The organism is Pseudomonas sp. stari2 (genome assembly GCF_040760005.1).
GTDB lineage: Bacteria > Pseudomonadota > Gammaproteobacteria > Pseudomonadales > Pseudomonadaceae > Aquipseudomonas.
In genome coordinates, this window is record NZ_CP099760.1 from 189,308 (window position 1) to 204,588 (window position 15,281).

Below are 15,281 nucleotides of genomic sequence, written 5' to 3' on the forward strand. Positions count from 1 at the left end.
TCAGGCTCCTTTAACCGAAGTAATCATCGGCAGGTTCAGCCCTTGCTCCTTGGCACAGTCGATGGCGATCTGGTAACCGGCATCGGCGTGGCGCATCACGCCAGTGCCCGGGTCGTTGTGCAGCACGCGAGCGATACGCTCGGCCGCCTCATCAGTACCGTCGCAGACGATCACCATGCCCGAGTGTTGCGAGAAGCCCATGCCGACGCCGCCGCCGTGGTGCAGCGACACCCAGGTCGCGCCGCTCGCGGTGTTGAGCAAAGCGTTGAGCAGTGGCCAGTCGGACACGGCATCCGAGCCGTCCTGCATCGATTCGGTTTCGCGGTTCGGGCTGGAGACCGAGCCGGAGTCGAGGTGGTCGCGACCGATCACGATCGGCGCCGACAGTTCGCCGCGACGGACCATTTCGTTGAACGCCAGACCGAGCTTGGCGCGCTGGCCCAGGCCGACCCAGCAGATCCGCGCCGGCAGACCCTGGAAGCTGATGCGCTCGCGGGCCATGTCCAGCCAGTTGTGCAGGTGGGCGTCGTCCGGGATCAGTTCCTTGACCTTGGCGTCGGTCTTGTAGATGTCCTGTGGATCACCCGACAGCGCCGCCCAACGGAACGGGCCGATGCCACGGCAGAACAGCGGACGGATGTAGGCCGGCACGAAACCCGGGAAGTCGAAGGCGTTTTCCACCCCCTCTTCCTGCGCCATCTGGCGGATGTTGTTGCCGTAGTCGAAGGTCGGGATGCCTTGTTTCTGGAAGTCCAGCATGGCTTTGACGTGAACAGCCATCGATTGCTTGGCGGCCTTGATCACAGCGGCCGGTTCGGTCTTGGCGCGGGCGCGGTATTGCTCCCAGGTCCAGCCGGCCGGCAGGTAACCGTTGAGCGGGTCGTGGGCGCTGGTCTGGTCGGTGACCATGTCCGGGCGCACGCCGCGACGGACCAGTTCCGGAAGGATTTCGGCGGCGTTACCCAGCAGCGCGATGGAGATCGCCTTGCCTTCCTTGGTGTACTTCTCAATGCGGGCCAGGGCGTCGTCGAGGTCTTTGGCCTGCTCGTCGACGTAACGGCTTTTCAGGCGGAAATCGATGCTCACCTGCTGGCATTCGATGTTCAGCGAGCACGCACCGGCCAATGTGGCAGCCAGAGGCTGGGCGCCGCCCATGCCGCCGAGGCCGGCGGTCAGGACCCAGCGGCCCTTGAGGTTGGAATCGTAATGCTGGCGACCGGCTTCAACGAAGGTTTCGTAGGTGCCCTGCACGATGCCCTGGCTGCCGATGTAGATCCAGCTGCCAGCGGTCATCTGGCCGTACATCGCCAGACCTTTCGCGTCGAGTTCGTTGAAGTGTTCCCAGGTCGCCCAGTGCGGCACCAGGTTGGAGTTGGCGATCAGCACACGCGGGGCGTTGCTGTGGGTCTTGAACACGCCGACCGGCTTGCCGGATTGCACCAGCAGGGTCTCGTCATCATTCAGATTGGTCAGGCTTTCGACGATCTTGTCGTAGCACTCCCAGTTACGCGCGGCGCGACCGATGCCACCGTAGACAACCAGTTCTTTCGGGTTCTCGGCCACTTCCGGGTCGAGGTTGTTCATCAGCATGCGCAACGGCGCTTCGGTCAGCCAGCTCTTGGCGGTCAGCTTGTTGCCGCGTGCGGCGCGGATTTCGACGTCACGGAATTTAGTAGTTTTTGCGTCAGTCACGAAAAAGACTCCTCAGCGATCAATTCAAACCAACCCTGGCGATGGGCAAGCGGCTTGTGCGCTTCAATGCGCGACAAGCGAATCAGGGGACGTGATGCGGAGTTTCGTTCGACTCGCATGCATACGTCTTTACTTGTACATACAGGCATATGCAATTGAACGGCCAACTGATGGAGAAGCTTTCTGACAAAACCAGCGGACATCGCTAAGAACACCGAAATCACGGGGCATCGATTGATTGAATATTTTTCGAAGGGGCGTTTTTTGAAAGGAGAGTGGCTGTTACAGGAGCGTGGCATTGCACCGCGCTGGGGTGTTCGGTAACAAAAAGTAGGAAACATCCCACAGCCTGGAGGCCTCAATGAGTCTCCAGGTTGTGGTCGTCTATTACGGCGTGTGGATAACTTATTCCACCGTCACCGACTTCGCCAGGTTACGCGGCTGATCCACGTCAGTGCCCTTGAGCACTGCGACGTAGTACGACAGCAGTTGCAGCGGGATGGTGTAGAGGATCGGCGACAGGATGTCGTGGATGTGTGGCATCTGCACCACGTGGGTGCCTTCGCCGTTGGTCATCCCGGCCTTCTCGTCAGCGAACACGATCAGTTCGCCGCCACGGGCACGGACTTCCTGCAGGTTGGACTTGAGCTTCTCGAGCAGTTCGTTGTTCGGCGCCACGGTCACCACCGGCATGTCGTTATCCACAAGCGCCAGCGGGCCATGCTTCAGTTCACCGGCAGGATAGGCTTCCGCGTGGATGTACGAGATTTCCTTGAGTTTCAAGGCCCCTTCCATCGCTACCGGATACTGCGCGCCACGTCCGAGAAACAGGGTGTGATTCTTGTCGGCGAACAGTTCGGCGATTTTTTCCACGGTGCTGTCCATGGCCAGCGCTTCGCCCAGACGGGTCGGCAGGCGACGCAATTCTTCGACCAGTCGGGCTTCGACACCTTTTTCCAGAGTGCCGCGCACCTGGCCCAGGGACAGGGTAAGCAGCAGTAGACCGACCAGTTGCGTGGTGAACGCCTTGGTCGAGGCCACGCCGATTTCACGACCGGCCTGAGTCAGCAGGGTCAGGTCGGATTCGCGCACCAGCGAACTGATTCCGACGTTGCAGATCGCCAGGCTGCCGAGGAAACCCAGCTCCTTGGCGTTGCGCAGGGCAGCTAGGGTGTCGGCGGTTTCGCCGGACTGGGAGATGGTGACGAACAGTGTGTCCGGCTGCACCACCACCTTGCGGTAGCGGAACTCACTGGCGACTTCGACCTGACAAGGAATCCCCGCCAGCTCTTCGAGCCAGTAACGGGCAACCATGCCGGCGTGGTAACTGGTGCCGCACGCGACGATCTGCACGTTGCGCACCTTGGCGAACAGTTCGGCGGCTTGCGGGCCGAACGCCTGCACCAGCACCTGATCCGAGCTCAATCGACCTTCCAGAGTGCGTTGCACCACGGATGGCTGCTCATGGATTTCCTTGAGCATGTAGTGGCGGAATTCGCCTTTGTCAGCGGCTTCGGCACCGTCGGTGTACTGCACGGTCTGGCGCTCGACGGCTTTGCCGGTCACGTCCCAGATCTGCACCTTGTCACGCTGGATTTCGGCGATATCGCCCTCTTCCAGGTACATGAAACGGTCAGTGACCTGACGCAGGGCCAGTTGGTCGGAAGCGAGGAAGTTCTCGCCCAGACCCAGGCCGATCACCAGCGGGCTGCCGCTGCGAGCCGCGACCAGACGATCCGGTTGCAGCGCGTGGATGACCGCCAGACCGTAGGCGCCATGCAGTTCCTTGACCGCAGCCTTCAAGGCGTCGGTCAGGTCCGGCAGCGCCTTGAGTTTTTCGGTCAGCAGGTGGGCGATGACTTCGGTGTCGGTGTCGGAGGAGAACACGTAACCCTGCGCCTTCAGTTGCTCGCGCAGCGCCTCATGGTTTTCGATGATGCCGTTGTGCACCACCGCGACGTTGCCCGAGAAATGCGGGTGGGCATTGCGTTCGCTCGGCGCACCGTGGGTTGCCCAACGCGTGTGGGCAATGCCGAGACGGCCTACCAGCGGGTGTTCCGCCAGGGCCGCATCCAGTTCGCTGACCTTGCCCACACGACGGGTGCGTTCCAGCGTACCTTCATTGGTGTACACCGCCACACCGGCACTGTCATAACCCCGGTATTCGAGGCGCTTGAGGCCTTCGACCAGGATGGCGGTGATATTACGTTCAGCTACCGCGCCGACAATTCCACACATGCTTATTTCTCCTGACTGACCGTCGCGCAAATCAAATTGATACCGCGAGCCTGAATCTGATCCCGTGCCTCCTGCGGCAGGCGATCATCGGTGATTAGGGTATGGACGCTGCTCCATGGCAGCTCCAGGTTCGGAATCTTGCGGCCGATCTTGTCGGCCTCGACCATCACGATCACTTCCCGCGCCACCTCCGCCATCACCCGGCTCAGGCCGAGCAGCTCATTGAAGGTGGTGGTGCCACGCACCAGATCGATGCCGTCGGCACCGATGAACAATTGATCGAAGTCGTAGGAGCGTAGTACCTGCTCGGCGACCTGGCCCTGAAAGGATTCCGAATGGGGATCCCAGGTGCCGCCGGTCATCAGCAGGACCGGTTCATGTTCGAGTTCGCTCAGGGCATTGGCGACATGCAGGGAATTGGTCATCACCACCAGCCCCGGTTGCTGGCCGAGCTCGGGAATCATCGCGGCTGTGGTGCTGCCGCTGTCGATGATGATGCGGGCGTGTTCGCGAATGCGTGTAACCGCAGCGCGGGCAATCGCCTGCTTGTATTTGGAAACATTCTGGCTGACATCGGCCACCAGTTCTTGGGGCATGGTGATCGCTCCGCCATAACGGCGCAGCAGCAGACCATGGCTTTCCAGCGCGGCCAGATCCTTGCGAATCGTAACTTCCGACGTTTCGAAACGCTTGGCGAGTTCATCGACACTGACTTCGCCCTGCTCATTGAGCAAGGCCAGAATGTTGTGGCGACGTTGGGGTGTGTTGCGTTTCGACATGGTGCGATAAGTTTCGATTCGAAAGATAATGAAAGTAATCAAAACCTATCGAAGCAAAACCGTCAAGCCGACGATGAAAAAAAATCGCTGCCCGAGGGCAGCGATCTTTCAGATTGAAGCGCTGTGGATAAATCAGCTCTTCTTGATCTTCTCCGGTCGCTTCCAGCCATCGATGTTCTTCTGCCGCGCTCGACCGACGGCCAATTGGGCGTTATCCACATTCTGAGTGATGGTCGAACCGGCCGCCGTGGTGGCACCGGCAGAGATATCCACAGGTGCCACCAACGAATTGTTGGAGCCGATGAACACATCTTCGCCCAACACGGTTTTCCACTTGTTGGCGCCATCGTAATTGCAGGTGATGGTGCCGGCGCCGATGTTGGTGCGGGCACCAATCTCGGCATCCCCCAGATAAGTCAGGTGTCCGGCCTTGGCGCCCTCACCCATACGGGCGTTCTTCAGTTCGACGAAGTTACCCACATGGGCACGGGCTTCGAGCACAGTGCCTGGACGCAGTCGGGCAAACGGGCCGGCGTCGCTGTTTTCACCCAGCACCGCGCCTTCGATATGAGAGTTGGCCTTGATCACCACACCCTTGCGCAGGGTGCTGTCCTTGATCACGCAGTTCGGGCCGATCACCACGTCGTCTTCGATGACGACTTTGCCTTCGAGAATCACGTTGATGTCGATCAGCACATCGCGCCCGATGGTCACTTCACCACGCACGTCAAAGCGGGCCGGGTCGCGCAGAGTCACGCCCTGCGCCATCAGGCGACGACCGGCACGCAACTGATAATGACGCTCCAGTTCGGACAGTTGCTTGCGATCGTTGGCGCCCTGCACTTCCATCGGATCGTGGGGCTGCTCGGTCGCGACCACCAGGCCGTCACCGACCGCCATTTCAATCACGTCGGTCAGGTAATACTCACCCTGGGCGTTGTTGTTCGACAGGCGCCCCATCCAGTCAGCCAGATGGCTGGCAGGTACCGCGAGAATCCCGGTATTGCCTTCGGTGATCGCGCGTTGAGCTTCAGTGGCGTCCTTGTGCTCGACAATGGCCGCGACCTTGCCGCTGGCATCACGCACGATGCGACCATAACCGGTCGGATCGTCCAGTTCGACGGTCAGCAACCCCATCTGGCCGGGAACGACGTGCTTGAGCAGACGCTGCAGGGTTTCGACTTCGATCAGCGGCACGTCACCGTAGAGGATCAGAACGGTATCGGACGTGATGAACGGTACGGCCTGGGCAGTCGCATGGCCGGTACCCAATTGCTTGTCCTGCAGGACGAAATTGAGGTCATCGGCAGCCAGACGTTCGCGTACCACATCAGCGCCGTGGCCGATGACAACGTGGATGCGCTGCGGATCGAGCTGACGAGCGCTGTGGATAACATGACCGAGCATGGAATCGCCGGCAATCGGGTGCAGCACTTTCGGCAGTGCCGAACGCATGCGTGTGCCTTGACCGGCCGCGAGGATTACGATTTCAAGAGACATGACTGGCTACCAATCCTGGGTGGTCAGCAACTGCGACCGGGTTTGTAGAATTCTGAAAAGAAAAAAGGGTAGCCGAGGCTACCCTTTTTTATCAATCGCACAACAAGTGGCTGGCGGATTAACCGCCAAACTTCTTGCGGATCTGCTGGACGGTGCGCAGCTGAGCTGCAGCCTCGGCCAGACGTGCGGACGCAGCTCCGTAGTCGAAATCTGCGCTCTTCTCATGCAGAGCAGCTTCGGCAGCCTTGAGAGCTGCCTGAGCCTGAGCTTCATCCAGGTCGGCGGCACGTTGCACGGTATCGGCAAGCACCTTGACCATGTTCGGCTGAACCTCGAGGAAACCACCGGAGATGTAGAACACCTCGGCTTCCCCGCCTTGCTTGATCAGGCGGATCGGACCCGGCTTGAGATTCGTGATCAGCGGCGCGTGACCCAGAGCGATACCAAGATCACCCAGAGCACCGTGCGCAATCACCATCTCGACCAGGCCGGAAAAGATTTCTCCTTCCGCGCTGACGATATCGCAATGGACTGTCATAGCCATCTGATTGCCTCAACCTAAATGAGCGCCCGTTGCCGGGCGCCGGGATTACAGTTTCTTGGCTTTCTCGATCGCTTCTTCGATGCCACCGACCATGTAGAACGCTTGTTCTGGCAGGTGGTCGTAGTCACCGTTGAGGATGCCTTTGAAGCCAGCAATGGTGTCTTTCAGGGAAACGTATTTACCCGAAGCACCGGTGAAGACTTCAGCCACGAAGAACGGCTGCGACAAGAAGCGCTGGATCTTACGAGCACGGTTTACCAACTGCTTGTCGGCTTCCGACAGCTCGTCCATACCCAGGATCGCGATGATGTCCTTCAGCTCTTTGTAACGCTGCAGCACATACTGAACACCACGAGCGGTCTCGTAGTGATCGTTGCCGATCACGTTCGGGTCCAGCTGACGCGAAGTCGAGTCCAGTGGGTCTACCGCCGGGTAGATACCCAGGGAAGCGATGTCACGGGACAGAACGACGGTGGCGTCCAGGTGAGCAAACGTGGTCGCTGGCGACGGGTCAGTCAAGTCGTCCGCTGGTACGTATACGGCCTGGATCGAAGTAATCGAACCTTGCTTGGTCGAAGTGATGCGCTCTTGCAGCACGCCCATCTCTTCAGCCAGTGTCGGCTGGTAACCTACTGCCGAAGGCATACGGCCCAGCAGTGCGGATACTTCGGTACCGGCCAGGGTGTAACGATAGATGTTGTCGACGAACAGCAGAACGTCGTTACCTTCGTCACGGAACTTCTCGGCCATGGTCAGGCCGGTCAGCGCTACGCGCAGACGGTTTCCTGGTGGCTCGTTCATCTGACCGTAGACCAAGGCTACTTTGTCGAGAACGTTGGAGTCCTTCATCTCGTGGTAGAAGTCGTTACCCTCACGAGTACGCTCACCCACACCGGCGAACACGGAATAACCGCTGTGCTCGATGGCGATGTTACGGATCAGTTCCATCATGTTTACGGTTTTGCCTACACCGGCACCACCGAACAGACCAACTTTACCGCCCTTGGCGAACGGGCAAACCAGGTCGATAACCTTGATGCCGGTTTCCAGCAGCTCATTGCCGCCAGCTTGTTCTGCGAAGGAAGGAGCGGCGCGGTGGATCCCCCAGCGCTCTTCTTCGCCGATCGGGCCAGCTTCGTCGATCGGGTTGCCCAGTACGTCCATGATCCGGCCCAGAGTCGCTTTACCGACCGGTACGGAAATGGCTGCGCCAGTGTTGTTGACGTCCAGACCGCGCTTCAAGCCTTCGGTGGAGCCCATCGCAATGGTACGAACCACGCCGTCGCCCAGCTGCTGCTGAACTTCCAGAGTGGTTTCGGCGCCTTGAACCTTCAAGGCGTCGTAGATGCTCGGTACGCTGTCGCGTGGAAATTCCACGTCGATAACGGCGCCGATGATTTGAACGATACGTCCGCTACTCATAGCTGGATCCTCTGAATATTTGAACCGTTAAACCGCGGCAGCGCCGCCGACGATTTCCGAGATCTCTTGGGTGATCGCAGCCTGACGCGCCTTGTTGTAGATCAGCTGCAAATCGCTGATCAAATCACCGGCGTTGTCGGTAGCGTTCTTCATCGCGATCATCCGCGCAGCTTGTTCGGCCGCGTTGTTCTCGACCACCGCCTGGTACACCTGCGACTCCACGTAACGCACCATCAAGCCGTCAAGCAGCTCTTTGGCGTCTGGTTCGTAGAGGTAGTCCCAGTGGTGCTTGAGATCCTGATCCGGGGTCGCTACCAGTGGAATCAACTGCTCCACGGTAGGCTGTTGCGTCATGGTGTTGATGAACTTGTTGGATACCACGGACAGGCGGTCAATACGGCCGTCCAGATAGGCATCCAGCATCACCTTGACGCTGCCGATCAGATCATTGATCGACGGCTCTTCACCCAGGTGGCTGATAGCTGCAACGACGTTACCGCCGAAGTTGCGGAAAAAGGCCGCACCCTTGCTACCAACGACACACAGATCAATCTCGACGCCGTTTTCGCGGTTTACCGCCATGTCCTTGACCAGGGCCTTGAACAGGTTGGTGTTCAAGCCGCCGCACAGACCACGGTCACTGCTCACCACGACATAGCCGACGCGCTTGATGGCGCGGTCGATCATGAACGGATGGCGGTATTCCGGGTTGGCGTTGGCCAGATGCCCAATTACCTGGCGGATACGCTCCGCATAAGGACGGCTAGCAGCCATGCGCATTTGTGCCTTGCGCATTTTGCTGACCGCCACTTTTTCCATGGCGCTGGTAATTTTTTGCGTGCTTTTGATGCTCGCAATCTTACTGCGAATCTCTTTTGCGCCTGCCATGTAACACCTATCAGGTTAGCAAGCGGGAGCCTTGCGGCTCCCGCTGCGGCTTACCAGGTTTGGGTGGCCTTGAACTTCTCGATACCGGCTTTCAGGCCAGCGTCGATTTCGTCATTGAAGTCACCTTTAACGTTGATCTTCGCCATCAAGTCGGCGTGATCGCGGTTGAAGAAAGCAATCAGCGCTTGTTCGAAGCTGCCGATCTTGGCGATTTCAATGTCAGTCAGGAACCCACGCTCAGCGGCATACAGCGACAGCGCCATGTCAGCGATCGACATAGGTGCGTATTGCTTCTGCTTCATCAGCTCGGTAACACGCTGACCATGCTCAAGTTGCTTGCGGGTCGCTTCGTCCAGGTCAGAAGCGAACTGGGCGAATGCTGCCAGTTCACGGTACTGAGCCAGAGCGGTACGGATACCACCGGACAGCTTCTTGATGATCTTGGTCTGAGCGGCACCACCCACACGGGATACCGAAACACCGGCGTTCACTGCAGGACGGATGCCCGAGTTGAACATGGCCGATTCCAGGAAGATCTGACCGTCGGTGATGGAAATCACGTTGGTCGGAACGAACGCGGAAACGTCGCCAGCCTGGGTTTCGATGATCGGCAGTGCGGTCAGGGAACCGGTTTTGCCGGTCACTGCGCCGTTGGTGAACTTCTCTACGTACTCTTCCGAAACGCGGGATGCGCGCTCCAGCAGACGGGAGTGGAGATAGAACACGTCGCCTGGGTAAGCTTCACGTCCTGGTGGACGGCGCAGCAGCAGGGAAATCTGGCGGTAAGCCACTGCTTGCTTGGACAGATCGTCATAAACGATCAGCGCGTCTTCACCGCGGTCGCGGAAGAATTCACCCATGGTGCAACCGGAGTACGGAGCCAGGAATTGCAGTGCTGCAGATTCCGAAGCGCTCGCTGCAACGATGATGGTGTTAGCCAGTGCACCGTTTTCTTCCAGCTTGCGAACCACGTTGGCGATGGTCGATTGCTTCTGACCGATTGCCACGTAGACGCAGAAAATGCCGCTGTCTTTCTGATTGATGATCGCGTCGATCGCCAGAGCGGTCTTACCGATCTGACGGTCACCGATGATCAGCTCACGCTGGCCACGGCCGACAGGGATCATGGCATCGACAGCCTTGTAGCCAGTCTGTACAGGCTGGTCTACCGACTTACGCCAGATCACGCCCGGAGCAACTTTCTCGACCGCGTCGGTCTCGGTGTTGCCCAGTGGACCTTTGCCGTCAACAGGGTTACCCAGTGCATCGACAACGCGGCCCAGCAGTTCCTTACCAACCGGAACTTCGAGGATGCGGCCGGTGCACTTGGCGCTCATGCCTTCAGCCAGAGTCGTGTATGCGCCCAGTACAACGGCACCTACGGAGTCTTGCTCCAGGTTGAGGGCCATACCGTAGACGCCGCCCGGAAACTCGATCATCTCGCCGTACATGACGTCGGCCAGACCGTGAATCCGCACGATACCGTCAGATACGCTGACGACAGTGCCTTCGTTACGGGCTTGGGAGGTCACATCGAGTTTTTCGATGCGGCCCTTGATAATTTCACTTATTTCGGAAGGATTGAGTTGCTGCATTGCTCTGCTGCCCCTTCAAACTCAAGATTTCAATGCTTCGGCAAGTTTCGCGATTTTGCCGCGAATCGAGCCATCGATAACCAGGTCGCCGGCGCGGATAACGACACCACCTATGAGGGCAGCGTCCTCCGCAACTTGCAGGCGCACTTCCCGGTTGAGTCGTGCACTGAGAACCTTGGCGAGTTTGTCTTGCTGTTCTTGGTTCAATGCAAAAGCACTGGTCACTTCAACGTCTACCGATTTCTCTTGTTCGGCCTTGTACAGGTCGAAAAGAGCAGCGATCTCCGGCAGAAGCGGGAGACGGTCGTTTTCGGCAACGACATTGATGAAGTTCTGTGCCTTGGCATCAAACTTGTCGCCGCACACGTCAATGAACGTGGCGGCCTTTTCTGCGCTCGTCAGTCGCGGGGCCTTGAGCACGCGCTGCATGGTGTCGTCTTGCGACACCGCTGCAGCCAGGCCGAGCATGGCTGACCAATTGGCCAGTTGCTGGTGGGCCTGAGCGTGCTCGAAGGCCGCCTTAGCGTAAGGTCGGGCCAACGTGGTCAGTTCTGCCATGATCGCCCTCGCTTAGATTTCAGCAGCCAGTTGGTTAACCAGCTCTGCGTGCGCGTTTTGATCGATTGTGGCACCCAGGATCTTCTCGGCGCCGCCGACAGCCAGCAAGCCCACTTGGGCGCGCAGCTTGTCTTTGACACTGTTCAGTTCCTGTTCGATCTCGGCTTGAGCCTGAACCTTCACACGGTCAGCGTCGACACGGGCCTTTTCAACGGCCTCTTCGACAATCTGGTTACCGCGTTTCTTGGCTTGCTCGATGATTTCAGCTGCCTGAGCTTTCGCTTCGCGCAGTTGCTGACCCGCTTTCTCTTGGGCCAACTCCAGGTCGCGAGCTGCACGGCTGGCAGCGTCCAGACCATCAGCGATCTTCTTTTGACGTTCGTGCAGAGCTGCGATGACCGGAGGCCATACGAACTTCATGCAGAACAGTACAAAAATCAGGAACGCAACGGACTGGCCAATCAGGGTCGCATTAATGTTCACGCCAACACCTCGCAGTTACGTTGTCCATCACACCAAATCACTCGGAAAATCCGAATGATTAGCCAGCGATTTGACCAACGAACGGGTTCGCAAAGGTGAAGAACAGAGCGATACCAACACCGATCATGGTTACGGCGTCGAGCAGACCGGCAACGATGAACATTTTAACTTGCAGCATTGGAACCATTTCTGGCTGACGCGCTGCGCCTTCCAGGAACTTGCCGCCCAGCAGGCCGAAACCAATTGCGGTACCCAGTGCGCCCAGGCCGATCAACAGTGCAACAGCGATAGCGGTTAGACCAACTACAGTTTCCATCTTTCCTCCCGACTTTTACGTCGTATGGTTTAGGTTTTTTAGATTAAAGCGGTAAAACAAATCGTTTCATGGTGCCCCGTGAGGAGCCCCTCCCCGTTTTACCGGGAAGGACATCAGACTAGTCGAGACTGGTCTTAATGGTTTTCTTCGTGCGCCATCGACAGGTAGACGATGGTCAGCATCATGAAGATGAACGCCTGCAGGGTGATGATCAGGATGTGGAACACAGCCCACGCCCACTGCAGGACAACGCCCAGGCCGCTGAGCCAGAGCAGGCCGCTGCCGAACATCACAGCGATCAGGATGAACACCAGCTCGCCGGCATACATGTTGCCGAACAGACGCAGAGCCAGAGAGATCGGTTTGGCGATCAGGGTCACGAATTCCAGCAGGAAGTTCACCGGGATCAGCAGCGCCTGAACGAAGATGTTCTTGCTGCCGAACGGGTGCAGGGTCAGCTCGCCGATGAAGCCGCCGAGGCCCTTGACCTTGATGCTATAGAAAATGATCAGTGCGAAAACCGAGAACGCCATGCCCAGGGTCGCGTTCGGGTCGGTAGTCGACACGGCACGGAACGGGATGTGGTGGTCGCCGGAGATCAGGATGGCCAACTGAGGAATCCAGTCGACCGGTACCAGGTCGACGGCGTTCATCAGGAACACCCATACGAAGATGGTCAGTGCCAGCGGTGCGATCACCGGGCTACGGCCATGGAAGCTGTCTTTCACGCTGCCATCGACGAATTCGACCAGGACTTCAACGAAGTTCTGCAGTGCGCCTGGCTGACCGGAAGTCGCCTTCTTGGCCGCCATGCGGAAAAGAATGACGAAGATCAGGCCCAATGCGACCGACCAGCCGAGGGTATCGACGTGGAAAGCCCAGAAGCCCATTTCCTTGGCTTCTGCTGCGGAGTGGGCAAAGCCCCAGCCGCCGTTGGGTAGCTGACCGAAGGTCAGGTTCTGCAAGTGGTGCTGGATATAGCCCGAAGCGGTTGTTTCTGCCATGGTTGCCTCAAACGCCCTAAGGTCTCGAAAGTCTTGTTCTCATCAGCAGGGGAGCGAACCAGCTGACCGACTGAGTCAGCACGAAGGCGCCGAATACAGCGATCGGCGCCAGTGGCTTCACACCTGCAAACACCAGTGCAAACAGCACTGCCGTCAAAATCAGTTTGCCTGCCTCGCCGGCATAGAAAGACCGGACGATGGACTGGGCTGCTCGGGCGCCGGAAAACCGAAATGCCTTGTGAGCGAAATAAACATTGGGCAGCAAGGCTATCAGGCCTCCGCAAAGTCCCGAGTATCCGGCAACGACTCCGTGCCATTGCCAGAGCGCCAAAGCGGCAATGAGCAAAATGACAAATTGAGCCATTAACACCGGAAAAACCGCCAGGCGATGGAACGGCAGGCGGTTTGGCTTGCGGGTTTCCATCACTATTGCTCTCCAATGGTCGGCTGCCGAAATTCAATAACTTGGCATAATTTGTGCCGACAAAATGCGCGCAGAGTATAGGGGCGGTTCTGCCCCTATTCAACTGTCAGGTAGTGATTTCCGACTGCGCGCTACAAGAGGAATTGTTTCAGCGGATGTGTGCGAGCACACCTTGAAGCTCATCGAGGGAGTTGTAACCAATCACCAACTGACCCTTTCCCTTCTTCCCGTGGCGGATCTGCACCGCAGAGCCTAGGCGCTCGGCCAGACGCTGCTCGAGGCGGGCAATATCCGGGTCCGGTTTTGCAGGTTCCACAGGCTCGGGTTTGCCGCTCAGCCACTGACGAACCAGTGCCTCAGTCTGGCGCACGGTAAGACCGCGTGCGACAACATGTCGCGCCCCTTCCACCTGCTGATTGTCCGGCAGACCGAGCAACGCACGGGCATGACCCATTTCCAGGTCGCCATGGGACAGCATGGTCTTGATGACTTCTGGCAGCGCAATCAGGCGCAACAGGTTGGCCACGGTGACGCGGGACTTACCCACAGCCTCGGCGACCTGTTGCTGGGTGAGCTGGAATTCCTGCTGCAAGCGCTGCAGGGCTACCGCTTCTTCGATCGGATTGAGGTCTTCGCGCTGGATGTTCTCGATCAGCGCAATGGCGATCGCGGTTTCATCCGGCACGTCGCGAACCATCGCAGGAATGGTTTCCTGCCCGGCCTGCTGACTTGCGCGCCAGCGACGTTCACCGGCGATGATCTCGAAACGACCACCGCCAATCGGGCGAACCACGATCGGCTGCATCACGCCCTGGGCCTTGATCGACTGCGCCAGCTCTTCCAGCGCCTGCGGATCCATGTCCCGGCGTGGCTGATACTTGCCGCGTTGCAGCAGGTCCAACGGCAGGTGCTGCAACTCACGGCTGTCAGCCTGCGCCGCCTGTTCTTCCAGCGAGCTGACAGTCGGACCGCTCAGCAGTGCATCCAGTCCTCGTCCGAGACCTCGTTTCTTGACGGCCATGGGGATTCCTTAAGTTGGCTGAGCAGCGGCGATGCGTGAATTTTTGCGCTGACGGCGAACCATCTCGCCCGCCAGGGCCAGATAGGCCAGCGCGCCACGCGATTGCTTGTCGTAGGCCAGCGCCGGCATGCCGTAGCTAGGGGCTTCGGCCAGGCGGATGTTGCGCGGGATCACCGTGTCGTACAACTGATCGCCGAAGTGTTCCTTGAGCTGGGCCGATACATCGTTCATCAGGCTCAGGCGCGGGTCATACATGGTCCGCAGCAGGCCTTCGACTTTCAGGTTCGGGTTCAGCAATTCGGCGATGCGCTTGATGTTATCCACAAGGTCGCTCAAACCTTCGAGCGCAAAATACTCGCACTGCATGGGGATAATGACCCCGTCAGCGGCAACCAGCGCATTCAGCGTGAGCATCGACAGCGACGGCGGGCAGTCGATCAGAATGTAATCGTAGTTTTCACGGATCGGCGCCAGCGCGCTGCGCAGACGGCTTTCCTTCATCTGCATTTCCAGCAGAACCACTTCGGCCGCTGTCAGGTCGCGGTTGGCCGGCAGCAGTTGATAACCGCCGTGTTCGGAGTAGTGCATGGCCTGGGCCAGATCGCATTCGCCGATCAGCAGGTCGTAGACCGAGTTTTCCAGGCCATGTTTATCCACACCGCTACCCATGGTGGCGTTGCCCTGTGGATCGAGATCGATCAACAGCACCCGGCGCTTGGTCGCGACCAGGGATGCTGCGAGGTTGATGCAGGTGGTGGTCTTGCCCACACCACCCTTCTGGTTCGCTATCGCGAATACCTTAGCCATTCTTGCTTGT

15 protein-coding genes are annotated in these 15,281 nt (G+C 58.7%); all 15 read right to left on the reverse strand.

What is annotated here, in order from left to right; all coding sequences use genetic code 11:
* Positions 1–1,692 (reverse strand): urocanate hydratase, encoded by a 1,692-nt coding sequence (gene hutU / locus NH234_RS00860; protein ID WP_367255382.1) that lies wholly within the window; start codon positions 1,690–1,692, stop codon positions 1–3.
* A gap of 405 nt (positions 1,693–2,097) precedes the next feature.
* Entirely contained in the window at positions 2,098–3,930 is a 1,833-nt protein-coding gene (gene glmS, locus NH234_RS00865) for a glutamine--fructose-6-phosphate transaminase (isomerizing) (protein ID WP_085733906.1), read from the reverse strand.
* Positions 3,931–3,932: 2 nt separating this feature from the next.
* Positions 3,933–4,709, reverse strand: coding sequence for a DeoR/GlpR family DNA-binding transcription regulator (locus NH234_RS00870; protein WP_085713102.1), 777 nt, complete (start codon positions 4,707–4,709; stop codon positions 3,933–3,935).
* A 132-nt stretch (positions 4,710–4,841) separates the two neighbouring features.
* On the reverse strand, positions 4,842–6,209 hold the full coding sequence (gene glmU, locus NH234_RS00875; RefSeq protein WP_085733905.1) for a bifunctional UDP-N-acetylglucosamine diphosphorylase/glucosamine-1-phosphate N-acetyltransferase GlmU: 1,368 nt from the start codon (positions 6,207–6,209) through the stop codon (positions 4,842–4,844).
* 118 nt (positions 6,210–6,327) lie between these two features.
* Positions 6,328–6,753 carry a F0F1 ATP synthase subunit epsilon gene (locus tag NH234_RS00880; protein ID WP_007954164.1) on the reverse strand — a complete coding sequence of 142 codons (426 nt, stop codon included), beginning with the start codon at positions 6,751–6,753 and terminating at the stop codon, positions 6,328–6,330.
* 45 nt (positions 6,754–6,798) lie between these two features.
* Complete coding sequence (gene atpD, locus NH234_RS00885; protein WP_007954162.1) at positions 6,799–8,175, reverse strand: F0F1 ATP synthase subunit beta; 1,377 nt, start codon at positions 8,173–8,175, stop codon at positions 6,799–6,801.
* Between the two features lie 27 nt (positions 8,176–8,202).
* Positions 8,203–9,063 carry a F0F1 ATP synthase subunit gamma gene (atpG, locus tag NH234_RS00890; protein WP_008084419.1) on the reverse strand — a complete coding sequence of 287 codons (861 nt, stop codon included), beginning with the start codon at positions 9,061–9,063 and terminating at the stop codon, positions 8,203–8,205.
* Between the two features lie 50 nt (positions 9,064–9,113).
* Positions 9,114–10,658 carry a F0F1 ATP synthase subunit alpha gene (atpA, locus tag NH234_RS00895; RefSeq protein WP_085606310.1) on the reverse strand — a complete coding sequence of 515 codons (1,545 nt, stop codon included), beginning with the start codon at positions 10,656–10,658 and terminating at the stop codon, positions 9,114–9,116.
* Positions 10,659–10,679: 21 nt separating this feature from the next.
* Positions 10,680–11,216: a F0F1 ATP synthase subunit delta gene (locus tag NH234_RS00900; RefSeq protein WP_007911956.1), complete on the reverse strand. Its 537-nt coding sequence runs from the start codon at positions 11,214–11,216 to the stop codon at positions 10,680–10,682.
* Positions 11,217–11,228: 12 nt separating this feature from the next.
* Positions 11,229–11,699, reverse strand: a complete 471-nt coding sequence (locus NH234_RS00905; protein WP_007954149.1) for a F0F1 ATP synthase subunit B — start codon at positions 11,697–11,699, stop codon at positions 11,229–11,231.
* A 58-nt stretch (positions 11,700–11,757) separates the two neighbouring features.
* The gene (atpE, locus tag NH234_RS00910) at positions 11,758–12,015 is read right to left on the reverse strand and encodes a F0F1 ATP synthase subunit C (protein ID WP_003097235.1); all 258 of its coding nucleotides are present in this window, start codon (positions 12,013–12,015) and stop codon (positions 11,758–11,760) included.
* 134 nt (positions 12,016–12,149) lie between these two features.
* Complete coding sequence (gene atpB / locus NH234_RS00915) at positions 12,150–13,019, reverse strand: F0F1 ATP synthase subunit A (RefSeq protein WP_085733904.1); 870 nt, start codon at positions 13,017–13,019, stop codon at positions 12,150–12,152.
* A gap of 16 nt (positions 13,020–13,035) precedes the next feature.
* On the reverse strand, positions 13,036–13,443 hold the full coding sequence (locus NH234_RS00920) for a F0F1 ATP synthase subunit I (protein WP_003229783.1): 408 nt from the start codon (positions 13,441–13,443) through the stop codon (positions 13,036–13,038).
* A gap of 148 nt (positions 13,444–13,591) precedes the next feature.
* The gene (locus NH234_RS00925) at positions 13,592–14,464 is read right to left on the reverse strand and encodes a ParB/RepB/Spo0J family partition protein (RefSeq protein ID WP_011336720.1); all 873 of its coding nucleotides are present in this window, start codon (positions 14,462–14,464) and stop codon (positions 13,592–13,594) included.
* Positions 14,465–14,473: 9 nt separating this feature from the next.
* Positions 14,474–15,271 (reverse strand): ParA family protein, encoded by a 798-nt coding sequence (locus NH234_RS00930; RefSeq protein WP_007954142.1) that lies wholly within the window; start codon positions 15,269–15,271, stop codon positions 14,474–14,476.
* Positions 15,272–15,281: the final 10 nt, after the last annotated feature.